Origin of the sequence: Rhizobium gallicum bv. gallicum R602sp (genome assembly GCF_000816845.1) — a bacterium.
Classification (GTDB): domain Bacteria; phylum Pseudomonadota; class Alphaproteobacteria; order Rhizobiales; family Rhizobiaceae; genus Rhizobium; species Rhizobium gallicum.
The window spans coordinates 33,354-56,718 of record NZ_CP006879.1 but is presented as its reverse complement, the minus strand read 5'-3'; the positions used below and the strand labels follow the sequence as shown (position 1 = coordinate 56,718).

Below are 23,365 nucleotides of genomic sequence, written 5' to 3'. Positions count from 1 at the left end.
GAGATTATCCGGAGCATATTTCCAGGATGGAACTCTGCTTTCGCAATTCAAACATATCGGGCCCAACGCGTGGCAGCCTCGCAGGCATCTGCCTTGCGTCCGGCGTCCTCCTCGAAACCCTGCAGCTGGCCGCGACCCAGATCTACGACGTCGAGCTCAAGCGTTACCGTGGCGAACACGCTTACTTCAACAACGTCAAATTCAGTCGCGTCAATATTGAAGATGTGCATGCTAACGATTGGCACCTGACGAGCTGCGAAGCGACTTCGTCGAGCTTTAAAGCCTGCAGCTTCCGGCAATCCAAATTCGATCTCGACCTGACCGAGACGACGTTGGAACGATGCAGCTTCGATGCCTGCGACGGCAAGCTTTCCGCCTCCAAATCGAATATCGACCAGCTTTCGCTCACGAGCGGCACGATCTTGATGACCGAGGGTGGCCACTATCGCGACACGAAATTCCATGCCGTTCGAGATGTCCACTTTGCCGGCGACGCGACGGAATTCGTAATGGACGGCAATAGCCGCTTGTCGCAGTGCAAGGTTCGTTCGGCGGAGCTCAGGAGATGGTATCATGACCGAAGCAGAATATCCTTTGATGACTGCATCTTCCTCGGGCTCTACGTCGATTACTATGATCTTTCAAAGCTCGCTGGCCTGCATCAATCAAACAAGCGTGGCCCGCTGCAAATCCGGACGTGTTCAGGCGTGATCTTTACGGACGATCCATCGCGAACCCTGTCCGAGGAGGAAGACGGTGCCGTGAAACAGCGCCTGCCGGATATATTTATCGCAGTTGGGTCTCGTCAGGATGGCGCTCGGCGAAGCTGCAGGCGATGTCACGCCAAGCGCCTCTGACCTCGAGGCGGCGAAAAAATTGATCAAGGATCTGGCGCTGTTCGTCTCGTCAAGACCGTCGATGGCGGCCGTTGAGAACAGCATACTTGCAAAAATACTGAAGCTTTCACGATAGGACGGGCGGGGTCAAGGCAAAGCGAGGGAAGCTCCAGCGGACGACGCGGCCAGCCTTCCGGATCGTACGGGACTTTCAGAAGAATTGATCTCACCGCCAGGTCCTTGAGAGCGGACGAAGACAGGCGAAATGTTCGCATTGGCCGCCCCTCGGTTTTGCTGCGGTCTGAACCGCCAGTCGTGCCTTGATTGGCACGAGTTGATCCTAGCTAGTGCCCGTCCATAAACGGTAAATCACTGAAATTATTGGAGGAATCGCGATATTGCCGCAGGTAAAGCCCGGCGGTTTCAGGTATACTTTAGATCAAGCTACTGCTTCTAAAGACAAACCGTAACCGCCGGAGCCGACAATGCGCCAAGAACGCACCGTCCAATCCAGTATATTCGATCTTTTTGCCGGACACGAGATCGGCCGTGAACTGAAAGCCATGTCTGAGTGGCTGGATGAGCATGGCGATCTGCTCGGGCTGGTGGCGCGCGACCTTGCGCCGGCATGGTCTCAGACAGACCGGCCGCGAGGGGCTACCAGCCGAGGCTGTGCTGCGCTGCGCGCTGCTCAAGCAACATCGCCAGTTGAGTTACCAGGAACTGGCCTTCCATCTCGAAGACTCCGCCTCGTTCCGCGCCTTTGCTCGGCTGCCGTGGGGATGGAATCCGAAGAAGTCGGTCTTGCACAAGACGATCAGCGCGATCCGGGCGCAAACCTTTGAAGAGATCAACCGGGTGCTGCTGGCGAGCGCCCGGCAGGAGAAGCTGGAAAGTGGCAAGGTCGTGCGCGTGGACAGACCGTCACCGCCGCACTGATCCATGAGCCGAGCGACAGCAGCCTGTTATGGGACCCTGTCCGGGTGACGGTGCGGCTGTTGCAGCAGGCCGGCGGTTGAACTCTAGCAGGCGCAGCTCCGCCACTACCGGCCGCTGATCGGGCAGATCATCGCCCAGACCGAACGGCGGGTCCTGGCCGGGGAGCCGGTCCCGGCCGGCGAGAAGCTGGTGAGCCTCTTCGAGCCGCATGCCGACATCATCGTCAAGGGCAGCCGCGACGTCGACTACGGCCACAAACTCAATCTGACCACCGGCAGAAGTGGACTGATCCTCGACCTCGTCATCGAAGCCGGCAACCCGACCGACAGCGAGCGCTTCTTGCCGATGCTGGAACGCCACATCGCATTTTACGGCGAGCCGCCGCGTCAGGCCGCGGCCGACGGCGGCTATGCCAGCCGCGACAATCTGAGTGGAGCCAAAGCCTGCGGCATTGCAGAAAAACAGGCGTTTATGGACGGGCACTAGCTAAAAAGTTGCAGGATTAAAGAAAGGCACGCTTAAACTCCGCATGGAATCTACTTTCCCGTGCGTTGCTGTGCGCAAACTGGATAGATGTTCGCGAATTGTATCTCCCCGACCGATGAAGTAGTGTCGCACGAGGGCATGACAATGCCTGCACCCTTTCCCTTCTTCGGGCAGATCGCCCGAATATGTAGGTCCATAGCGTTCGCTGATCGTGGGGGCCGATGGTCGCGTTCCCCTTTGCGCCCATTGCCGCGTCATCTTGTTCTTTTGCCCGATGCGGGCTTTTCTTGCTATCACAGCTCTATTTCTGTGCCCGGAGTGAAGGTCTTGCTGATCGCGCGGATCTCTTCCGGGAAACTTTTTAAAATCCTCCACCGCCAATTCGTTCTGGGCATAGTGGCGAGGATGGGCAGACAGCTTGGCAAAGCCCATGGCCTTCAACTCACGTCCCACGCTGCTTTCCTCCAGCGATATCCGATAGTCCTCGAATATCAACCGTGCCAGGTCCTTCAACCGCCAGCGCACAACGCCGTCGATCGCCGGGATGGCCCCTTCTTCACAAGACGACGAAGCTCCCGGCGTTGATCGTCGTTGAGTTTCGGACGCTTGCCCGGAGCCTTCACGTTTAAAAGCCCCTCAAAGCCTTGCGCGTTAAAGCGCTCGACCCGTCCCGCACAATCTACACGGTCACGCCGCCAACTCTGGCGGCCTCGTCGCGCGTCGCTCCATCATAAATCTGCGCAAGAGCCAGAAGTCGCCGCGTCTGGGCGGCACCTTTCGATAGCCGCGCCGCCTTGCGTAGGTCATCGCCAACGTAATCCGTCCGAAGCCGAAGTGCTGATCCCATCGCAAACCTCCCGTTTGCACGATGGATTCAGATTCATCGCGCTTTGTGAACCCTCAAGAGTCAGCAGCAATACCGATTGGTATGACATCTTCAAAAGGCTGAAGCTGGACAGCTGCAGGACGGCCGAACACGAAAATGTCCAGTGAACGCATGGGTCTGCGAACCTCGTCTGCGCCGAGTATCTCGTTAAGGATGATTTTATCGCCCAGCACGCAGTGGCCCTCAGCTCGGTTTCCCGATAGGCGGGAGTGGCGCTTCTTTCTTCAACGTTTGTAAAGGTGTTGATATGGAACGATGGTATCCACCACCTTGGCTAAAGCAACCGTGCTCGCCCGATGATTGCATCGGCCTTTTCCCACTTCGCTCCGGCAGAGCTGACGTGTGATGCGCAGTTTCCCACTCAACCCACGCTATAATTTCCATTGTGGTACGCATAAAAATCGTTAGTGTGTAAGCCGGGGACAAACTTCATCGATGTATTGGAGGGCTTGGCGTGCGTTTGCGTGTCTTGTGGCGATGACCGCCTTTCAACGGCACATATTCGGCGGGTCCAATGCAATGCCTTGCCACTTCCGTGCGTGAGCTTATCGTCAAGAAAGGACAAACAGGTCTTGCTTCCGATGCGTTCACGATCGCGCCGGCCATCAAAACCAAGCCCAGTACCTCTCCCGCGTCACATCCCCTCTACGATCCGACGACGTCAATTGATATCGGAGCGGCCGAAATCAGGTGGCGCTGGTCGCAGACTGGCGACGATCCAATTCTTGTCGCCGCCGCCTACAATGCAGGCGGTTTCTATGAAACGACCCACTCCCCGTGCTTATGACGACCACCTCGACCGGGCCGCCAAATGGTACGGCGACGCTTGCGTCGTCCTTTCGGAAGCCGGCGTTCTCTAGCGGGAGCCGCCTGAAAAGAAAACAAGTAATCGATCGTTACGAGGGAGCACCATCTTGGTTAAATTGCCCACGCTCAAGTGCATCCTTCTTACCGCGCTTTTCGCGCTGGCCTTTTCTCAAGGCGCCTTCGCGCAAACCGATACACGGCCTGTCGGTATCTCGGACTTCGTGTACTCGGCTTCCGGCAAATCGCTAACGATTCTTTTCGTCACTGCAGTCGTTCTCGAAAGCGCGTTCGCCATCATCTTTAACTGGCGAGTGTTTTTGGCCTACTTCGCTGCGAAAGGCGTCAAGACAATCATCATGATCGGCGTGTCGTTGCTGGTCGTTTGGATTTTCAATCTCGACGTAGTGGCAAGTCTAGTCGCGGCATACACGCTTCCAGCCACCGGTGCAGACCAGACAGCACTTGCGGCGGAAGTCGCCAAGACCACAGGCCCCATTTCGAAATTGATAACGGCCTTTGTATTGGCTGGAGGCAGCAGTGGCATTCACAACATGATGTATGCTCTCGGTTTCCGCTCGAGCCGCGACGCTGACGTGACCCCAAAGCCGCCGCAAGATGAGGCATGGGTATCCGTCAGAGTGAAGCGGGTAAATGCAGTCGCACCAGTCCAGGTGGCACTGTCGAAAGTGGATGCGGCCCCAGAAAATGTCATTCCGCCGGCGTTGGCCGGGACAATCCGTTTTCGACGGCCAGCCCTTGCAGAGCTGCTGTTTCGCAATGTGGACCGCTTTCCGCAGAACGGCGGTTATGTGGTCGAGCCAAACCAGATCTATCGGATCCAGATCGAGGCGCGCGACGCGAAAGGCACGCTGCTTGACAGGTTTGATCGATATTACAAATTTGCGCCTCGCGCGATCGTTGACTTCGACGTGGAGATCTAAATTTTTCTTGCGGCGCACGTCAGCCGACAAGGGTAGTGGAGGATGGCGGCATGAAAACAGGCACAAATGCTCGCGCTCGCGGGATTCAAAAAGTGGTCGGAACATCCTGCCGAGCTCGTCTTTCTGGAACCATTGGCCTGATCATCCTTGGTCTCGCCGATTCCCATGGCCATCAGGCCCAGGCGGGTGATTTGACGCTCAAGCCGACACAATTCCTGCAGATCAGTCCCGACCTTTCTGTGGACGGCAAGGAAGCGACCAACGTGACCGGCGCTGCCTGTGCCGACGTGGATGGAAATAGGATGTCGTGTTTGCTCGTCGGCGATGAGGTGAAATACGCTCGGTCCTTTTCCCTCTCGGATCAACATCTGATCCCGGGCCGGCAGCTTTACCTGTTGCCGAAGCGCAACCAAACGGGGGAGAAGTTTGACGAAACGGATGCCGAAGGAGTTGCGTTCTACAAAGGAGCCTATTTTCTTGCTGGCTCCCATAGCCTCAACAAAGGTAGTCAAAAACAACAGTCTCGTTATTTCATATATCGCGTTGCGATCGATGGTTCGACGGGACAGGTTGCGGATTTCGGCACGAAGGACACAGCCTCCTCTCAGGTCGAAAAAAATGCAAATTTCGAAAAAATACTTGCCGCCGATCCGAAGCTAGGGCCGCACATGGCGCAAATACCGGACGATGGCGGTGTCAACATCGAGGGCATCGCGATCTCTGGTGATGCTCTATGTCGGGTTTCGAGGCCCCTTGCTGGATGGTCAAGCCGTCATAGCCTCGATACCGCTTCAAGCCGCCTTCGACGACCCCAACGCTGGGCTGACGCTCTACCCGGTTGATCTAGGAGCCGGCCAAGGTATCCGCGATCTCGCAGCGGTTGACGGCGGGCTGCTTGTCCTTTCGGGACCTCAAAAGGACATGACCGGAGCGGCGAACGTATCATTTTGGAAGCCGGGAATGAACAAACCATCGTCCTACAACATCGAAAAGGCAGGACTCGCAGACAGCAAGCCCGAGGCTTTAACTGTCCTCAAGGCAGCGGATGATCGTTACTCGGTGCTGGTCGTGTCAGACGGCCCGCAAAACGGGGCTCCCGCGCTATACGACATTCCGCGTCAATAATTCGTTTTGCCGCTTTCACCTCACTCGTTTCATTTGTCCGCGTTGGTAAAAAGTTGGAAAAGTCGCACTACATACAACCAGAATGAGGCTGTTTGCGTATGTTGAAGACGGCGTAAGCGCCAAGCATATTTATGGGATAGGACGATATGTGGAAGTTTGACAGGGCTCTGGAACCTCCGCCAGAAGCTCTGCGCGGCCAAGCCGCAATCACTTTCGCATGAGACTGCGCGAGTTCCTCTTGGTTGAAGCTTCCCGGCGCTCGCAATCCAGCGCGCCGGTCGAAGTCTCGCATATTCACGATACATCCGTCTCGGATGCCCTCGCACACCTCTTCCATGGCAAATGCGCTTTTTGCGAAAGTCGCGTAGCGTGCCGGCCCTACCAGTTCCGGCCGGCCGCCGAGGCGATCCCACCCGCCGCCGTCGATCCCCACCTCTTTTACACTTGGTTAGCGGATGCGTGGGAGAACCTTTACCCGATCTGCGACCGTTGCCAACCGCGTGAACCAGCCTACTTTCCCATCGCGGGCCAACGCATGCGGGTTCCGAGCCGAGCTCTTCTCAATCGCTTCGCGCGGAACTCGAGCGGATTGTCCTGGCGTGGCGATCGTCCGCAGGAAAAACAACTGCTGCTCGATCCATGCGAGAAAAGTGACCTAACCCAACACCTCGTGGTGCAGTTGGATGGAGTACTCAAGGCCAAGTCCAGGCGGGCGGCCGAGACGATTGAACATTTTTCCCTCAATCGAAGCGAGTTGATAGAAATAAGGAGGCGGTTCTTCTCTGATCGTGTCAGGATGCTTCGAATCGGCATCGCTAACCTGTGGGACGACGCAGATTGACTTAGCGCCAGCAAATGTCATTATCGCGCGAGCAGTCCGTTGGTCAGTCTTCTGGGGGATCGCATGAAGCGCTTCGTGAGTGATTACGCGACGAGGGCTGCGGAGAAGCGAAAACTTCGGATCTATGCCACCGATCCGATGAGCGGCCGGCGGGCTCCCTACAGGATAACAGTCGAGGTTGATAATGAACCGGAGCTTTCCCCAGGCCCTGTCGGGGAGATCGTCGAGGTTATAGACTACGATGGTTGGAACAAGAAATTCTACGGCGCTGTCGATCTCAATGATCCCGCGTTGCTGATGGAGTCGGGGTTAGCGCCCAGCGAATCCGATCCGAGATTTCATCAGCAGATGGTCTATGCGGTGGCCATGAAGGTCGTCGAAAGTGCGAGACGCGCGCTCGGCAGGCCGATCAACTTCAGGAAAAGCTCCACGCGAACGAAGCTTCGTCTCGTCCCCCATGCATTTTGCGGAAAGAACGCCTTTTTCGATCCCGACCTCAACGCGATCATGTTTGGCTATTTCCAGGCGGACGCCGTCTCGCCCGGTCCGAATATACCAAGCCAGACTGTCTTCACTTGTCTGTCGCACGACATCATCGCGCATGAGATGACCCATGCCATCGTCCACCGCCTTCGACCCTATTTCATCGAGCCGAGCAACATCGACGTCCTGGCGTTTCATGAGGCTTTTTCGGACATCGTCGCCCTCTTCCAGCGCTTTTCATATCGAGAGCTTCTCGCTGAGCACATTCAAACGTCGCAAGGGATGTTGCAGAAGTCCGAGATGCTTGTCGAACTCGCCCAGCAGTTCGGTTATGCGGCCGGCAGGGGCAAGGCCCTGCGGTCTGCCATCGGCAAAAGCCCGAAACTGGCAGAAACGCACGAGCCGCACGACCGTGGCGCAATCCTGGTCAGCGCGGTGTTTGGAGGATATTTCGATGCTTATCAGAAGCGTATCGCCGACCTGCTTCGTATCGCGACAGGCGGGTCCGGACAGTTACCAACCGGCAGGTTGCACCCCGATCTCGTGAATCGCCTTGCAGGTGAAGCGTCGCAACTTGCGGAACGCTTTTTGCGGATGTGCTTTAGAGCCTTCGACTATATGCCGCCCGTCGATGTGACCTTCGGGGATTTCCTTCGAGCCCTGGTGACGTCCGACTTCGAACTCAATCCCCAAGACAGCGACGAGGTGCGGTTTTCCATCATCGAGGCCTTTCGCGAACGCGGTATCTATCCCGCAGGCGTGGTCTCGCTCGCGGAGGAATCGCTGCTTTGGCCGAGCCAGATCAACGGCCAGCCACCGCCCGTCGACGCTGGACTGCTCGAGGATGCTCGACGGTTCCTCAACTATTCAGCAACGGCCCTGGACCAGGGTCGTATTGCGCGCCGAAGCAGGTCGCGTAACAAAAGTGAAAGCGCGACCTCCGCTTACGAGAGTACCGTGATCGAGACGGATGAGGCCGAGGCAGAGGTCGGAGGCGACCGACTGTTGCGCGACGGGCTTTTTAGCGCTTTGACGCACTATGCACGGTTCAATCTGGACATTTTCGGGCTTGACCCAAATCTCAAGGTCGCAGTCGTCGGGTTTCACGCGGTCCACCGCATTACATCGGATCAGCGGTTGGTGATCGAGTTCGTCGCGCAGTTCATGCAGATCGATGAACAGACCAGGGAGCGGTTTAGAGGCATTCCGTTCAGAGGCGGCGCAACAGTTATTTTCGGCAGCGAAGGCGAGGTTCGTTATATAGCGTCTAAGCCGATGAAAAGTGAAAACCTGCCGCCGGAATTTCGAAAGGCCGCAACCGCCCGTCTTCACGCCACTGACCTCTGTCTCGAAGAGCTCGATCGGCGGGATCCTATGATGGCTTTCGCTGACGAGGAGTACCTGGAAAATCGTATGAAGCTGCGCGCGCAGTTCCGCGCCCTCCACGGCGAAGGATGAACGCGCATGGCTAAGCTGAAAATCACGAAACCCAAGCCCAAAGTGGACGAGCCGGTTGGCGAGCCCCAGCAGGCAAAGATCCGTGTGCGCATGTACAATGTAGGCTTCGGTGACTGTTTCCTTCTGCAGATCCCTGGCGATCCGCGTCCGAAGCGAGTGGTAATCGACTGCGGTTCGCTGAAAAACAAGCACTATAACATCCAGCAAATTTCCGATCAGCTTATCGCCGATGTCACAGATGACGACGGCGTTGCTCGGATAGACCTGCTTGTCATGTCCCATCGGCATGCTGATCATATTTCCGGATTTGCGAACAAGAAATGGGCGGCGGTCGAGGTTGGCGAAGTTTGGATGCCCTGGATCGAATCGCCTACCGATCCCGAAGCAAAGAAGCTCTGGAAAAAGCAGAAGGAGCGCGCAAAAGCGCTGCAATTTGCAGTTGAGAAGCAGGCGACTTTGGGCTTGGCACTTGACCCGCTCCTCGCCGACGTCGCCGCGGCCGCCCTGTCGAACGAGGACTGTCTTGCCGTATTGCATGACGGCTTTGCAAAGAAGGTCGTGCCGAAATTTTACCCTCAGGGAGACAAGGTCGTCGAAAAGATCGAATGCGTGGTTCTACCCGGTGTCGATATCTTCGTTCTCGGTCCTCCTCGATCGCGGGGTGCCCTGAACCAAGCCGACCCGCCAACCAATCAAATCCTCCTTGATGGTTTCAATATCGATATAGATGGCAACAGGGAGAAGGTCCGCCCGTTCGGAGAAGACTGGGTGGATGAGAGCGCCTTCTGGCCCGGCTTTGACCACCAGGCCATTGACGAAGCGGCTTCGCAGAAGCGGCTTTATGAGGCGGTTGCTGCTGAGCTCGATGCCGAATTGAACAACACGAGCCTAATCCTGATCTTTAAGATCGGCGAGGATTATCTTCTGTTTCCGGGCGATGCCCAATGGGGGCCATGGGAACGCGTATTCGCCGACGAACAGGCTGTGAGCCTGCTGAGCAAGGTCACCTTCCTCAAGATTGGACATCATGCCAGCCACAATGCGACCCCGGCAACATTGCTGCGAGATCTGGTGGGCAAGGAGAACAGACACGACGGTAAGGTTCGTGCGATGATCTCAATGACCCCCTACTCTCGTTGGAAAGGTATCCCGCATCCTGCTCTTTTGGCAGAGCTGATAAAACGCGAGGATCCGTTCGTCATCAGCGACGCTCCAACCCCGGTCGACGGGGTTACTCAACAAGGCGACTACTGGCTGGAGTTCGAAATTGGTTAATGACAACCAGTCTCATCTATCCGCCTGAACGGCCATTATATCTGATGAACGTAGCAGCTGGTGTCGTGAGTTCGGGAAAGTTGATGCTGCGCCCTGCTGGAGCCGTCACGTCTTTATCCGATCCTTGGGCATGCGCGCTCGAGTAGTCACGAGGGGCAATAATGGCGAAGCGGCCTGGATCTCTTTCAAAAGAGCGGGGAACCGAAGGCGGTCAGATCATCGAGCGGACAGATGTTGGTGCCTACGCGTGAAGTTAGTTCAGAACCGAGGGAAATTTTCCAATCTGCTGCTCGCAACGGGAGATCGACCGATTGTCGAAGATTCCCGAAAAGATGAGTATTGGGGTGCAAGGGTCAATGACACAGGTGAGTTTTTTGGCAAAAACATTCTCGGTCGCTTGTTAGGAGCTACGCCAGCAACTGCGCGACCAACCTGAAATGTTCGAGGAGGTGCATCCACTGCGGTTTGAAAATTTCACACTTTATGGTCGTCAATCCCTGTCGTATCTAAGGATCAGCTCGCGTTCTTCCAAAGAAAATGCAATTGACCGAATTGCGGATGAAGATGGAGCGCCATTGTTTGCGCGCCTGTGAGAGGCTCACACCTTCGTCGATTTTGGAAAACAAGAGCAAGGCGGCCTGAAACGATGGGGCGGCTAAAACACCGCTCTCTTTTTGCTGCGTCTTGGCAAGTCATCCTCCGGGTTACCGCTTTCGTATTCGAGAAGCAGCCGATCCGCGCGTCCTTGATCGTCTATAGAGACGCGGCGGCGTATAACCTTGCTCCTAAAGGCCGCATCGATGATCTCGGCCTCTGACATTCCCAGATGAGCAACGAGATGAAGTAGTGTCCGGTGGCCCTGATCTCCAACGGGGCGTTCTTCACGAAGATGATTTTCGAGGCGCAGCCGTCTTTGGCGCTGTACCCATAAATAGCGACCGTATGCCCATACCGCGACGATTGCCGTGAGAATGGCGGCAACATTAGCGAAAACCTCAAGCGGGTTTTCTACATTCATTACGACACCATGCTGAATTTGAGCTCAATGCGATCAGCCGTAGTATGGAGGACGCGGGCCAATTCGGCTTTTGCAGAGTTCAGCACCTCGTCCACAGTCATGCCCATTGAAACACCCCCCTTCGCCCTCTTCCAGAAACCGCTGCGTGACCCCTAAAGCCGTTGCTAGAGCCACCATATTGGCAGGCCGTGGATAGGTATTATCATTTTCCCAATTGTGGATACACGTTTGCGATGTCCCAACGGCATGGGCAAGATCGGTCTGCGACAAATCCCTAGACTGCCTGGAAACACGGACTCTAGCCCCAAAACTCACAGCTTCCTTCCTCCGTATGAGATCAACAGGAAAAATTGGATATTCTTAAAAAAATAAATTACAACAAAATTATCATTCTCTATTTTCAACGGGCTTCTTTAGATAATCCCAAACAGCTCAGCGAACTCGGTAAACCGGAAAGTTTGGCTGGCATCGGCTACTACTGATTTGGAGATATTAGCCAAAAGGCCGGGATATTCAAAATACTGACTACTATTGCTCCGTTTCTCTGAACAAGAGCGCCGAATGTTCCGTCCTATCAATATCATACCGAAGACTTATTCGGACGCTACGCGGCCCGAGGGCCTCCGTCCTCTGGAGGCTTTCTATTCTGCGGCTTTTCAGTTAACCAACGCCGGCGCCATGCATCCGAAATGGCGGCGGCGGATTCGCTCTGAACCTTGTCGGTGTAAGAGTGTTCGGGATCTTGAAGGGACTCGAACCAGTGATCCTGAGGAAAAAAGCTAAGCTATTCAAATCCATCTTTTCGTTAAGAAGGCGCATTTAGAGTCAAGTCATTGATATATAACCTCTATTCCCGCAGGATGTAATTGCAACTATCTATCTAATTTAGTCGAGCGAACGACGCGTGCTCCATGCCAGCGTTACATCACATCGCCGACATATGATTAGAAACCCGAGCTCCACTGTGATTCTGTGAACACCTAGCCCTAAAAGATGCCGCGGACGCGGCAATCAGAGGCAGACCATGTTCTATAGCCCGATCTCGCGGTCGTGCTGAGCTTCGCGCTCGATCCTGCTCTCGAGACGACGATGCTGGTCTTTTGCCCAGGTCGCAAGCGCTTGGATTTTATGTTTTGACCAACTTGCGAGGGGATCCAAATAAACTTCAAGAAGAGGAACGATAGATCCGGACCAGGATTTGGGTCGGATCCTGTCGGCCACGGCCGCTCGGAATTCCCTCGCCTTACCATAGCGCGCTGCAAGTTCCTCGAAAGCCGGATCCCATGCCGAACCATCCTCCCCGATCGTGAGAGTCGGAAAAAATTCCACGAGGAAAGCCTGGTGGTCTGGAACTCCATCCGCCCAACTGAAGAGACGATCCTTGGATATGCCGTAAAGAGGTCCGGCCTCCGTGTGAGCTGACTTTTCGAACCGATCAGAATTCGGCCCGATCAAACGATGAAGCCGGTCGCGCTCTATCGGCGTCGCGTTGTCATAAAAGCGTATTATGTGAGCCCAGAGGACGTCCGGTTGATCTTCGCGCAAAACAGAGACGAGATCGCGCATTGGCGCGCTCAGCGTCGAAAATATCTCCCACTCCTCCGAGCCAGCAAGTCGCTCGATCTGCTGGGCCAGTCCGTCGGCGAGCTCGGCGTCGACACCGATCGCATTGCGAACTTGCTTGGTCAGATCTTCGAAAAGATGCGCATCGCGATTGCTGTCGCGATTTCCAGCTATCAATGCTGGATTGCATAACAGTTTTCCAATTTCAGCAGCAAATTCAGGAAAGAGTGGTTGGCCATGACGATACATCATTGCAATCTCAAGGGCAGTCCACGCACCGTCGCTTCCATGATTGACGAGCTCATCCAGCAATCGCGAGACGCTGGAAGCGGAACGTTCGTCCAAGCCGCGCCCGTATGACAGATACGCGCATTCGACGGGCTTGATCCTCCCCGCCTGAAGTTCCGCAACCACCCTGTCGATGCGAGAATCATCAATCGTCAGGGCGGAATAAAAATCAATCAGCGGAACGGTTACAGGGAGCGTTTCGACAGCTTTCTTCAGGCACTCATCAGCAAGGGAGTGATCCTCAAGATCAATCCCACGCAGAATGCCTCGCAACATCCTCATCCCGGTGCCGCCTTCATCGACAAGTTCCAGAGCTGTATCGAAAACATTCTTGCGCTGGCGAGCCCGCCTGGACAGCCTTTCTGCGAAAGGACCAACCGTCTTCAGGTCGAGTGGCATCATCCGGCCGATTGCCTCGAGTGTCATCTCATCATTCTGAGCGATTTCATCGGCCAACGCCTCTGCTGCCCGTTCGGAGTACCGGAAATCGTTGTCGCTCTCCCTGTAGATCGCATCGGGGTCTCGAATGTCGGCGCTCCAGAACTTGGTAAAAAGTATCGCCTTGTCGATCGGGTCTTCTGGAAAAAGCCGTGTGTAGAGATCCCGTATATAACGCGAACGTTTGGCCTTAGCGCCTTTTCTGTCGAAATACAGCCAGTGACCAACGCTTTCGATTGCTTCGGGCCAACCACCTTTTTCCTTGGCGATCTCGACGAGCGCCTCGCCGTGCTGGCGATAAATCCCTGTGTTCAGCACCCGGCGTGTGGCGCGGGTGATGATGGTTTCACATCGATCCGCTAGTTCGGGACGGCCTTTCCGGATCTCCAGCAGACGTTTCAGTCCCTCGACATGGAACTCGTCGACCTCGTCCCACGTGGTAGGGGACCAATCCTTCAGGGGCTCGCCCGATCCAATCTCATCCGTCGCCCCGAATCTCGAAAAATGACTTGTAAATACGCTTCCCAGGGCGTCGACGCAGAGCGCGACCGTTGCCTCATCTTCGCTATCGAGACCCTCGTCAAGAATGGCGAAACGCTCAGCCGGCGATACTTCCGTACCGCTGAGCTGAAGTTGGTAGAGCTGTTTGAAGAGACCTGTGGCGTTGTTGGCCCACTCCTCGGTTTCGGCTGCGGCAAGTTTCATGAGCAGACGCGCGGCGGTATTGAACGACCGCGACCGAAACATCAACTTTGAAAGCGCCTCCACGATTGAGCGCCGCGCTTCCTTTGCATCCGCCAGGACCTGGTTCGAGCAGGGCAAAATCAGGTGGTGAAGGCGATCTGCCACCTTGTCCGGAATGATATGGACCAGGGCATCGAGGATCGCCGAGCCTCTAGCTGTCAACACGGCGCCGGGGGTCGACAGATGCCCATCGGCAATTGCGGAAGCAGCGTCACGGATAAGTTGTGATGCGTCCATGAAGCGCCAACGCCGAAGCAACGAAAGAACAAGCTCGTCCGGGGCGCCCAGCACGAATTTTTCCAGCAGCGACGGTCTTACCAGCTTTAAACGGCGATGAGCCAAGTGTTCCGCAATCGGTCGGGGCTGTGCTGCAAACTGATCGCGGTAGCGCCCAACGAGATCGTGATCCTGAGCTTTTGAGAGGTGTTCATACATCTCATCGCCAGACATCCGGGCGAAATCTTTAGCGACCAGATCGAGCGGATTGCCTTCACCTTCGATCGACAGTCGGTCAAACATTGCCAAGCATTCAAGAGCCCTGATCTCTTCGGTCCCAGTGACTGACGACCCTCTCAACACACGGTTGACGATATCGTCAATCGTCTCAAACGCGACGGTGGAAAGATCCCAGGTGGCGGCGACGAGAACAGCGAACTTTGGGTAACCACCGCAGACATCGCGCAAGCGGGAGATGGTTGCTTCAGTTACATCCGGGTTCTTCGAGCGGATAATTGCGCCGATCAAATCCCCATCACTCGGCAATACCGAAAGATGCAGGGTAGCCTTGTCCAGCGGGCGATCATCGGTATCGATGGTAATGACTCGAAGCCGACTTGGGCCAGCTCCCGCAAGTTGTCCGAGCTCGATTGCGGCTTCCCTTGGGCACTCATCGACGACAAGGAGGATGTCATGGTGTCCATCCGCCAGTTGCGCCGCGATTGGAAGCAGAGTGTTAGAGACCACGCGATAATCGGCGAAGATCGTGCTATTGCTGACGATGTCAGCCACAATCGACGAACTCGATCTGAGCGACTCGTAGACAAATCGGCTTTTGCCCAATCCAGATGCACCGGAGATCCGCACCGACTGACCCGGGAACGTCACGTGCTCTAAAACCTTGGCCCAGGCGGCCTTCGCGGATGTGCTGTTGTCCGAGCCGTTGAGTTCGCGGGTTCGCGTCGTACCGATAATGTAGCGGTTGTCGCCATCGTCGGCATAGGGCTGGTCAACAAAGTCACCGCGTTGGCCCCAGGCCTCAACCGTTCTAAAACCGCCGAGTGTCTGGCGATGCGCAATCTCTCCGAGCCAGATCGCGACGGAAGGGTGCGACGTCGCCCAGGCAGCAATTTCGTTGCTGCCATAGAGCTTTATCGACCCGAGCCTATTCGGATCTCCACCGGCCTCGGTGATCCCCTCTTCGATCGCGGCGGCATAATCGTCGATCTTTTGACCCGTCAGCGCTTCGGTCGTGAAGCCGACATAGTGCCCATTCACTGCCGAGATGGATTTCAGGGCCGGTGCGAGGACACGCGTTGTGCCTCTACGTCTACTCGACTTGGTCCAGCACTCCTTTTTCCATCCGTCCCTTCCGAAATTGCTCGCCTTGCATTGAAAAAAGTTCTGACGCCCTGGAAGATAGTTGGTCGAGTCACGTCCGTTCTTCCAAACGATTCTCCCGTCCTCACCACCGTCAGGGATGGTAATCTGCAGAGGAACATTGATGTTTCCCAACGGCACGTCAGCGGCCTGCGCTTCGGCATGAAGCAGGCGGCCGAGCAATTGGACGAGTTGCAGACTGGTAAGGCTATCTATTTGTCCTGGATTGACGTCAAACATCATAAACTCGCCGAAATGAAAGTTCTAAAGCAATGTGTGCCGGCAAGAACGGAAGCTTATCCTCCCCAATCCAGCCGTTCGGCTTGTTCGTCCTCGCGTCTGGCGTCTTGCTCGTAATAGTCAGCAAGCCGGATCAAAGCGTTGGCTGCGCGGGGATAATCAAAAATGATCGCATCAGCCGAGTTACGATAGCGCGCTTCTTCCCGTCGCTCCAGCAATCCTCCGTCGCGAGGCATACGGGTCGTCACGCCGCGGCGGTTCATCTTGCCCACGACAACGCCGTCGATCATTTCCTTGCTGTGGAACAGATCAATCACCTCTCGAACGGCCTCGGCTGGCCAATTTCCATCCTTGCCGTCTGGTGAAGAGGAGAGCATGTGCCCAATGCGGCTATCGCCGATATCCAGGCGGCCCGCCTCGCGGGCAAGCTTCCTCGCCTCTTTGATCCATTCGGTCAGTCTGACCGGATCGATTGAGCCATCGTTCTGTGTCCCGGGAATTCTGTTCCAGTGTCCGAGCAATGCATAAGCCCGGCTCGCCACTGCTTTCGCCATTTCCGGTGTTCCGGGCACAGGGTCGTCCGCGTCACTGTCTTCATCATCACTTTTTCGATAGACCGCTTTCAGGAGATCGACAAAAAGCTTTGGTTGCTCCGACAGCTCGGCGAGAAGCGCTTTTGCTGGTCGCTGGGAATGCTCCAGGACTTCAAGATAGTTCCATTCAAGAGTCGCGAGCGCGTCCCGTTCGACATCATCGCGATTGTCCAGGATCTGCATGAGCTCCGCAACATGATGGCGGAACATGCCGAGTTCATTATGGTCTACATCGCCAGTGAAGGGTTGCTTTGCTGCCTCGCGCAGTACCTCGATGACAAGGTCCGAAGGAAGATCGGACTTCCGCATCCGGCCAGCGAGCCCGACCGCTCGCAGCGGCACGCCCATCTGAATGAGCTTGCGGACCGCATAGACGATGTCATCCTCGCGATCATCAATCCACATGACCCGCGCAGTCCGCCAGTATGTCGTCTCGATAGAGCCGCCGATTTCGGAGACGCGCTCCCAGACCCAGCGCTCGGCAGGCATGGCGCGAAGCAATGTGAGAAGCGCCTCCTCGTTCCAGTTCTCAGCAACTGCTTTTTCGATCAGGCCCTCGAACCATTCTTTCTCGCGTTCACGAGACGCGGTGACCACAATACCGTGCGCGACATCCCGCTCCGAGGGATCCTCGGCTTTGAGGAAAAACTCAAGCAGGCTATCGAACTCGGTTGAAGGCAGACCTGCATCGTAGAGCGCTTTGCCAATATAACCTGCAGCTTCTGCTCGTCGTGCGAGCTTTTGGATCGCCAGAATTCCTCCTGCTTCGTATACTGCCGCCGCTGCTCGCTTGCGCGCTTCCTCAATATCGCGCGCCTCCGTTTCCCAGCCGGCAGAAGCGCGGTCAGGGAGTTCCACAGTCTGGTCGAAAAGCCATGCCACCCGCTCGATCGGATCGGCAGGAGCAAACCGATGGTAGAGTTCTTCCAAGGTGATCAAAACAGGCTCGTCCAGCGACCAATCTGCATCGGGGAATTGCCGATGTCTGTGAAGCGTTGAACGAAGCTTGCGCCACAGAACAGAGCGGGAGTCCTCGTCAGTCATCTTCGCCTCGGCGACGGCAAGATTCACGACCTGCCGCCGAACCCCGTCTCGCGGGCCGTGCGGATGAACAAGGAGCGCCCGCGCCAGTGGGCCCTTGGACCCGAGGGCCTGCCCGAGACTTGGCGGCGCCTGGACGCTATGGAGGACCGCATCCGGGCGACCTGCTGGATGCTGATGCTCCTGACGGGGCTCCGCTCTCACGACGCCCGCTCGATGCGTTGGGAGCATTTGGACGACGACGGCGTGCTGCTGGTCCCTTCGCCCAAGGGCGGGAAGGACAGGGCGTTCAAGCTGCCCCTGCCGCGCTACCTCCTCCAGAACCTTGAGATGGTGCGGCAGCAGACCAAGGGCCTCGCTAGCCCGTTCGCCTTCCCGTCGCTGAACAGCGAGTCCGGCCACGTCGAGGAGATGCGGCGGACGAACGAGTTTCCCTACGCCCCGCATCAGATGCGGCACACTTACAGGACGGCGGCTTTGGAGGCAGGGGGTGGACATGCAGACTATCACGCTCCTGATGAACCACAGGCCCGCGGGCGTGACCTGGGGCTACATCACCCGCGCCCACCTCGTCGGAACGATGCGGGAGTCTCAGGAGCTGATCTGCTCGGCCATGCCCCGATTTCGCGGTCAATAGCCCAGCAAGGCTCAGCGAGAATAGGCTATTTTCTCTTTTCGCTGAGTTACCTTTTGTCCGTTGAGGCGCCCGCAGGCTGAAAACGCCTGCGGATACAGCGAGCAAGAGAGAGATTGCGCCCCGACACCCATCTTCAACGATAGGAGTGCCGACGGCATGGAAAGCTTGTTTACAGAGGTGATCGATCGCCTCGCCCGCATCGAGGCAACGCTCGCTTCCCCGCGGAAAGAATACCTGACGGTCGAAGACGCGGCAGACTTCATCAGCATCTCGAAGGTGCTACTGGACGAATGGCGCTGCAAGGGCGGCGGCCCCGCCTATCACAAGATCGGACGCCGCGTCGTCTATTCCGTCGCTGACCTGCGTGCGTTCGCGTCCGCCTCAAGAGTTGAGGCCCTGCGATGAGCGATTTCTCAGAAAGAAACGGGCGCACCGTGGACATCGATGCGCCCGAGAGCAGCTCAGGGACAAGGACCGGACATTTGCATTCCAGTACTGAAGTGAACTCTGCCGCGCGCACCGCGCCCAAGGTGCCATCGCTTGAGGCAAGCGCGCTTGCTCTTCATCTCAAGGGCGGTCATGAACTCATCCCGCTTCACTCTCCAGACGACTTCGACCCGAAAGGTCGACCTCAAGATTGCCGCAGCTCTACTCGCCGTCTTGGAAGAGATCGAGATTTACCACCAGTCCTTGGCGGATTTCGTCGGCGCCCTGATCATGAAGGCCGGCGACGGCAATTCGTGGAGCAAGAGCATCGAGGAGCACGTTCGACAAAAGTGGAAGGAAAACTCGCCGCCTCGAAAGAAGACGACGAAGGCGCCGCTTGCGGCTAACGCATAGCCACGCGGCCGGTCACTCCGCCGTCGCACCTTCTGTGCTGGTTCGTTCTGCGAACCCACCGCGGCAGGATGTGACGGTCTTGGGCATACTGGTGCCCTTCACCTCGCTGGAGGAGACGACCGCCCTTTGCCGGGTTCCGTGGTCACCTCCAGTGGGCTTCTCTTCTCCTTAGCTCCCCGGAGGTTTTCCATGAGCAACATTAATCCACTCAGCAACGACTACTTCTCGACGGTCTCCAATAAGTGGATGGCCATCAACGATCTGCGCGCGTCGTTGCAGCGCGCCAAGTCGCTCTCCACGCAGCACAGCAATCTCCTCGCCAAGCTCGAAGGCCAGATCAAGAGCCATGCAGACTCCATCGAGGCGTCAGCGAAGTATCTCAATGCGGCCGAGCGCTCGACCGTCATAACTCGCGCAGTCGCCGCAAAGCGTCACGAGTTGGTCAACGGCAGCTCGCCCGAGCGTATCGACCTCCTTCGGAAGATCGACGCCGAGGATGCGGCGATCATGGCGGCCAGCATCCACTACGATTCAGCCGTCCAGATACTTATGCGGTCTTCCATCGGCTCCGAGAAGCGCACGCTCATCGCCGGCCAGATCGCACAGGCCGGCAACGCGGAGCTGCTTTCACTCGCCCACCTGGCGGCTGCGACGAATGACCAGGCGATGGGTGCAGCCCTGGTCTCGCGGGTGTCGACCATTCCCCCCGGCAAACGTCCCTTCAGCTCGCAGTCCTTGGCGAACGTGCTCGTCGGCGAGACGCTCGCGGAAGCCCAGCTGATCTTCGGTGAGATGGAGGCACTGCTCGTCGGCGCGCTGGCCACCGGCAAGGCCTTCGAGACCGGACAGATCGACACGCTTGGCAAGATCAAGGCTGCACTTCTCAAGCGCAACAACGCCGAGAAGCAGGCCCGACTGGCCGTCGCCCGAGGCGTTGAACCTGACCCGGTCGAGCGGATAAGCGTCCAGCTCGACAAGGACAAGCCGACCAGCTTCAAGATCCAGGGCACGACGCTTCCGGACGGGAAGGGCGTGCCGGAGACCCCGGCAGGCGCCGAAGCGAGAGGGAACGGTTGAACATGGCCCGTGAACCTTCCGAAGACCTTCGCCGGCTGGAGACGAGGCCCATGCTGGTTTTGCGTGGGCGAATGCGGCAGAATCGCCCCATGACCCAGCACCTCGTAGACCTGTTCAATTCTCGCCTCGAAGCATACAACGCTCTGCTGGACGCGAAGATCGCGGCCACCAGCGTCGGCGCGGATCGGCGCGCCTTCGCCAGCAAAAAATTCGAGCCGATAGTCGTCGGCGAAGTCAGCGAGGACGAGCTCCGCCGCCGACTCAGGATGCAGCGGCTGCGCCTAGGAAGCGTCCTTAAGGCAAGGGCAGTCGAGCTGCTCCGGTACATCGAGCCGGGGGAGCTTCTCCTCGGGCGCTACACGCGGGAGTTCCCGGAGACCCAAGTCTCATCGGCATGCCTCCGGTGGTACATCAGCCGGATCAACGAAGAAGCTCGCGACCTCGGACTGGCCGAAACCGGCCTTCCCCAGTATCGACCAAGGTCGAGAGATACCGCGTATTCAAAAGTCAAACAGCCATGGCCCGGCGAGCACTAGAGAATACGCTATTTTGATCACAAGGAAACGTTCTGCTTAATCCCCGCGGTTTTTGCACTCTGCAAGAATTCGCTAATCACCTGCGCAATCCTGACGGTGTCGTGCGCCTCGCATTCCCAGATCGTCAGTACGCCCCAGCCGGCGCTCTTAAGCAGCACCTCTTTCTGGCGGTCACGAGCAACATTTCTCTGAAATTTTGCGTTCCAGAACTCCACGTTTGTACTTGGCGTGGAAGCCCGGCGGCATCCCGCGTGACGATGCCAAAAGCAACCATGAACAAAGATCACTTTCCTTCGTGACGGAAAGACGAGATCTGGACTTCCTGGAAGGCCCTTTACGTGAAGGCGGTACCTATAGCCAAGGCGATGCGCGGTGCTTCGCACGGTCATTTCAGGCCGCGTATTCTTCGCTTTTACCTTGCGCATCAATACCGATCGATGCTGGGGATTTAGCTGGTCGGCCATTTGACTCTATACCTCATTTATCGCCTGATGGTTGTGGTGCGAATCATCAGAGAGAAAACATGCCAATCAAGCGTAATGGGCCCGTTACCACTGGAACGAAGCAAAATCTTGTCGAAGGAGTACAGTCCTCTCCGATGAGTCCGTCAGCCGTTGACGCGGTGATGGATCAGGTCGTGGTCTTCGCCGATCAGCTTGTTGATACCTATTCGATACAAGTTGCTGCCGGAGAGGTTGGATCGGACGGATCTGGTACAGCTTCGGAGGAGCCGATCATTGGTGCACGAGCTCCCCGAGCATTACTTTACGGTCGGATCCAGAGCGGCAAGACCGTTTCGATGATTTTGACCTCCGCGCTCGCCCTGGATAACGGGTTTCGCGTCGTTGTTGTTCTCACGACCGACAACGTCGCCCTGGTGAGGCAAACAGCAAGCCGCTTTAAAGACCTTGATGGCCCCCGTGTTTTTGCAGCGGTCAAAGAAGGGTCCTCGTATGAGTGGCAGGGCCAGGAAGGAGAGCTTCGGGACACCGTGTCGGCGGAAGGCCTAGTCCTCGTTTGCGCAAAAAACCACATCAATCTTCCTGAAGTGATCAGGTTCCTCCAGCAACTCGATGCCTCGAACTATCCGGTTCTTGTATTAGACGACGAAGCTGACGCCGCGACTCCCGATACCACTCTTGCCGCTCGCTCCACTGGGAAAGCGAACGCCCCGCAGTATAGGAGCAAAATGAATCGCCTTGTTGTCGCAAATGACCGGCCGGAAGAAGCTGGTTTCTCCCTGGGTGAAGAGCTGCCACACAGCCTTTATGTTCAGGTGACTGCAACACCTTACGTTCTCTTCTTGCAGAAAGAATATGCGGACCTCCGCCCGAGCACGACGTTTTTGCTTGAGCCAGGTGCGGGGTATACTGGAGGAGAGGTTTTCTTCAGCCAGTATGATCCAGATGCGGCAGAGGATGAACGGCCAAGAAATCTCGTGTTCGTTGGAGCCACCGAAGCTATTTTGATGAGACGAACGGCGCCACCTGGCTTGGCGAGATCGATTAATTTCTTCGTGCTATCAGCGTGCGCTCTTTCGGTTTCAAAAGGATGGCCCACTCAAGGTTTCAAGCATCTCTCGCACACAAGCCATAAAATGGATGAGCACGAGACGGTATCCGGATACATCGAAGCTCATCTAAACCTCGTAAGAAGGCGCCTGCGGGCAAGTGTTGACGAGACTCGCGAGTTTTTTAGAGAGGCATACAACGAGCTGACAAGAACGGTTCAAGAGTGCCCGGCGCTCGACGATTTGATTGCGTCCGCCAGATCGGCCATCAGGCATGCGGAAGTCATTCGGATCAATTCGAAGGCCGACGTGCCTGTTTACGGCCCTCGATTGAACTTCCTCGTGGGAGGGAACATCCTCGGACGCGGCCTAACCATCGATGCTCTCCTAACTACGTACTACATTCGGGAAGCGAAGACTTCTCAGATGGACACGGTGTGGCAACACGCACGCATGTTTGGCTATCGCCAGTCGTACCTTGATCACGTGCGGATCTATCTGCCTCATCGACTAGCCGCCCGTTTCCGCGAGATCCATGAAGCTGAGGAAGCGCTGCGATTGACCGTCGAGGGGGAGAACAACGGCAATACCGTGTTAATACGGGTTCCGCTCGCCTCTCGTCCTACACGGCCGAACGCTTTGGAAGCGGGTGCAGTTCGCACCGTGCAAGCTGGTCGAGATCAGATACATCCCCACTTCTATGCGGAAGATTCCGATGCGGCTGCGCTCGTGCTCGATATCCTTAGAGGGAACGGCGTTCCAATTACAGAAGCTGATCGCCAGAGGCGCGCGACGACCGTCCCGCTGGAGGCCATCAATGCTTTGATCGAGAGCGTTGCAATTTTGGATGATGATCCGGGTCTGTGGGACCTTGAGACAATTGAGGCGCTTCTTCGATCATTCTCGGATCATATGCAGGGCGGAGGCACCGTATATGTTCGCGAGGTGGAAGACACGCTAACGGAGCGCGGATGGTGGCGCGGCCGCCTGAGCGGTCAAGAGATCGCACTCCTCAGAAGAGTATCGCCTCAGGCACCGTCGCTCGCCTTGCTCTATGTCGGTGATCCAGACGAACCAATCGCCTGGTTCCCAACAGTTGTGATGCCGCAAGGCAGCCCGACCTACGTTTTCACGGGCGAGTAAAAAAGGGGCGCTCGGCGCCCCTCC

22 protein-coding genes and 3 pseudogenes are annotated in these 23,365 nt (G+C 56.7%); 17 read left to right on the top strand and 8 right to left on the bottom strand.

What is annotated here, in order from left to right; genetic code table 11:
- Window positions 1–47: 47 nt before the first annotated feature.
- Window positions 48–464, bottom strand: coding sequence for a hypothetical protein (locus RGR602_RS37425; protein ID WP_133938057.1), 417 nt, complete (start codon window positions 462–464; stop codon window positions 48–50).
- Window positions 465–573: 109 nt separating this feature from the next.
- On the opposite strand from RGR602_RS37425, the gene RGR602_RS37420 reads away from it, so the two are divergent.
- From RGR602_RS37420 to RGR602_RS21230, 3 genes and pseudogenes are all read left to right on the top strand, one after another.
- Window positions 574–711 carry a hypothetical protein gene (locus RGR602_RS37420; protein ID WP_166677343.1) on the top strand — a complete coding sequence of 46 codons (138 nt, stop codon included), beginning with the start codon at window positions 574–576 and terminating at the stop codon, window positions 709–711.
- 99 nt (window positions 712–810) lie between these two features.
- Entirely contained in the window at window positions 811–972 is a 162-nt protein-coding gene (locus tag RGR602_RS37415) for a hypothetical protein (RefSeq protein WP_166677342.1), read from the top strand.
- Between the two features lie 349 nt (window positions 973–1,321).
- Window positions 1,322–2,234: pseudogene (locus RGR602_RS21230) on the top strand (transposase); the annotation flags it as partial.
- 27 nt (window positions 2,235–2,261) lie between these two features.
- Here RGR602_RS21230 and RGR602_RS36015 read toward each other — a convergent pair.
- On the bottom strand, window positions 2,262–2,786 hold the full coding sequence (locus tag RGR602_RS36015; protein ID WP_223844057.1) for a winged helix-turn-helix domain-containing protein: 525 nt from the start codon (window positions 2,784–2,786) through the stop codon (window positions 2,262–2,264).
- Between the two features lie 154 nt (window positions 2,787–2,940).
- Window positions 2,941–3,108, bottom strand: a complete 168-nt coding sequence (locus RGR602_RS37410) for a hypothetical protein (RefSeq protein WP_166677340.1) — start codon at window positions 3,106–3,108, stop codon at window positions 2,941–2,943.
- Between the two features lie 553 nt (window positions 3,109–3,661).
- Between RGR602_RS37410 and RGR602_RS39780 the strand changes: the two genes are divergently transcribed.
- The 7 genes and pseudogenes from RGR602_RS39780 to RGR602_RS36000 all read left to right on the top strand — a co-directional run bounded on the left by RGR602_RS39780 (window position 3,662) and on the right by RGR602_RS36000 (window position 10,513).
- The gene (locus RGR602_RS39780; protein WP_040114119.1) at window positions 3,662–3,934 is read left to right on the top strand and encodes a transglycosylase SLT domain-containing protein; all 273 of its coding nucleotides are present in this window, start codon (window positions 3,662–3,664) and stop codon (window positions 3,932–3,934) included.
- Window positions 3,935–4,061: 127 nt separating this feature from the next.
- Complete coding sequence (locus RGR602_RS21215) at window positions 4,062–4,895, top strand: hypothetical protein (RefSeq protein ID WP_133938055.1); 834 nt, start codon at window positions 4,062–4,064, stop codon at window positions 4,893–4,895.
- A gap of 50 nt (window positions 4,896–4,945) precedes the next feature.
- Window positions 4,946–6,020 (top strand): annotated as a pseudogene (locus tag RGR602_RS38570) (DUF3616 domain-containing protein).
- A gap of 217 nt (window positions 6,021–6,237) precedes the next feature.
- Window positions 6,238–6,861, top strand: a complete 624-nt coding sequence (locus RGR602_RS21205) for a hypothetical protein (RefSeq protein ID WP_040114116.1) — start codon at window positions 6,238–6,240, stop codon at window positions 6,859–6,861.
- A 63-nt stretch (window positions 6,862–6,924) separates the two neighbouring features.
- Entirely contained in the window at window positions 6,925–8,802 is a 1,878-nt protein-coding gene (locus RGR602_RS21200; RefSeq protein WP_052451683.1) for a gluzincin family metallopeptidase, read from the top strand.
- Window positions 8,803–8,844: 42 nt separating this feature from the next.
- A complete protein-coding gene (locus tag RGR602_RS21195) occupies window positions 8,845–10,077 on the top strand; it encodes a ComEC/Rec2 family competence protein (protein WP_133938053.1) in 1,233 nt (410 codons plus the stop codon).
- A gap of 130 nt (window positions 10,078–10,207) precedes the next feature.
- On the top strand, window positions 10,208–10,513 hold the full coding sequence (locus RGR602_RS36000; RefSeq protein ID WP_082046628.1) for an NADAR family protein: 306 nt from the start codon (window positions 10,208–10,210) through the stop codon (window positions 10,511–10,513).
- Window positions 10,514–10,732: 219 nt separating this feature from the next.
- Here RGR602_RS36000 and RGR602_RS35995 read toward each other — a convergent pair whose 3' ends face one another.
- From RGR602_RS35995 to RGR602_RS21185, 4 genes are all read right to left on the bottom strand, one after another.
- Complete coding sequence (locus RGR602_RS35995) at window positions 10,733–11,095, bottom strand: hypothetical protein (protein WP_082046627.1); 363 nt, start codon at window positions 11,093–11,095, stop codon at window positions 10,733–10,735.
- Window positions 11,096–11,128: 33 nt separating this feature from the next.
- Complete coding sequence (locus RGR602_RS39775) at window positions 11,129–11,410, bottom strand: helix-turn-helix domain-containing protein (protein ID WP_223844056.1); 282 nt, start codon at window positions 11,408–11,410, stop codon at window positions 11,129–11,131.
- Between the two features lie 714 nt (window positions 11,411–12,124).
- On the bottom strand, window positions 12,125–15,907 hold the full coding sequence (locus RGR602_RS21190) for a hypothetical protein (protein WP_170250969.1): 3,783 nt from the start codon (window positions 15,905–15,907) through the stop codon (window positions 12,125–12,127).
- 113 nt (window positions 15,908–16,020) lie between these two features.
- The gene (locus tag RGR602_RS21185; RefSeq protein ID WP_203226217.1) at window positions 16,021–17,601 is read right to left on the bottom strand and encodes a hypothetical protein; all 1,581 of its coding nucleotides are present in this window, start codon (window positions 17,599–17,601) and stop codon (window positions 16,021–16,023) included.
- 63 nt (window positions 17,602–17,664) lie between these two features.
- Here RGR602_RS21185 and RGR602_RS39770 point away from each other — a divergent pair.
- The 6 genes and pseudogenes from RGR602_RS39770 to RGR602_RS21160 form a co-directional block, all read left to right on the top strand.
- Window positions 17,665–18,075: pseudogene (locus tag RGR602_RS39770) on the top strand (tyrosine-type recombinase/integrase); the annotation flags it as partial.
- 19 nt (window positions 18,076–18,094) lie between these two features.
- Complete coding sequence (locus RGR602_RS38560; RefSeq protein WP_170251188.1) at window positions 18,095–18,235, top strand: hypothetical protein; 141 nt, start codon at window positions 18,095–18,097, stop codon at window positions 18,233–18,235.
- Window positions 18,236–18,391: 156 nt separating this feature from the next.
- Complete coding sequence (locus RGR602_RS21175) at window positions 18,392–18,640, top strand: helix-turn-helix transcriptional regulator (RefSeq protein ID WP_052451681.1); 249 nt, start codon at window positions 18,392–18,394, stop codon at window positions 18,638–18,640.
- 174 nt (window positions 18,641–18,814) lie between these two features.
- Complete coding sequence (locus tag RGR602_RS21170; RefSeq protein WP_133938049.1) at window positions 18,815–19,075, top strand: hypothetical protein; 261 nt, start codon at window positions 18,815–18,817, stop codon at window positions 19,073–19,075.
- Between the two features lie 189 nt (window positions 19,076–19,264).
- Window positions 19,265–20,152 carry a hypothetical protein gene (locus RGR602_RS21165; protein ID WP_052451680.1) on the top strand — a complete coding sequence of 296 codons (888 nt, stop codon included), beginning with the start codon at window positions 19,265–19,267 and terminating at the stop codon, window positions 20,150–20,152.
- An 89-nt stretch (window positions 20,153–20,241) separates the two neighbouring features.
- Window positions 20,242–20,688 carry a hypothetical protein gene (locus RGR602_RS21160; protein WP_133938047.1) on the top strand — a complete coding sequence of 149 codons (447 nt, stop codon included), beginning with the start codon at window positions 20,242–20,244 and terminating at the stop codon, window positions 20,686–20,688.
- A gap of 17 nt (window positions 20,689–20,705) precedes the next feature.
- On the opposite strand, the gene RGR602_RS21155 is transcribed toward RGR602_RS21160, so the two are convergent.
- Window positions 20,706–21,152, bottom strand: coding sequence for a very short patch repair endonuclease (locus RGR602_RS21155; RefSeq protein ID WP_040114110.1), 447 nt, complete (start codon window positions 21,150–21,152; stop codon window positions 20,706–20,708).
- A 59-nt stretch (window positions 21,153–21,211) separates the two neighbouring features.
- Between RGR602_RS21155 and RGR602_RS21150 the strand changes: the two genes are divergently transcribed.
- Complete coding sequence (locus RGR602_RS21150; RefSeq protein WP_082046625.1) at window positions 21,212–23,341, top strand: Z1 domain-containing protein; 2,130 nt, start codon at window positions 21,212–21,214, stop codon at window positions 23,339–23,341.
- The last annotated feature ends 24 nt before the right edge of the window (window positions 23,342–23,365 follow it).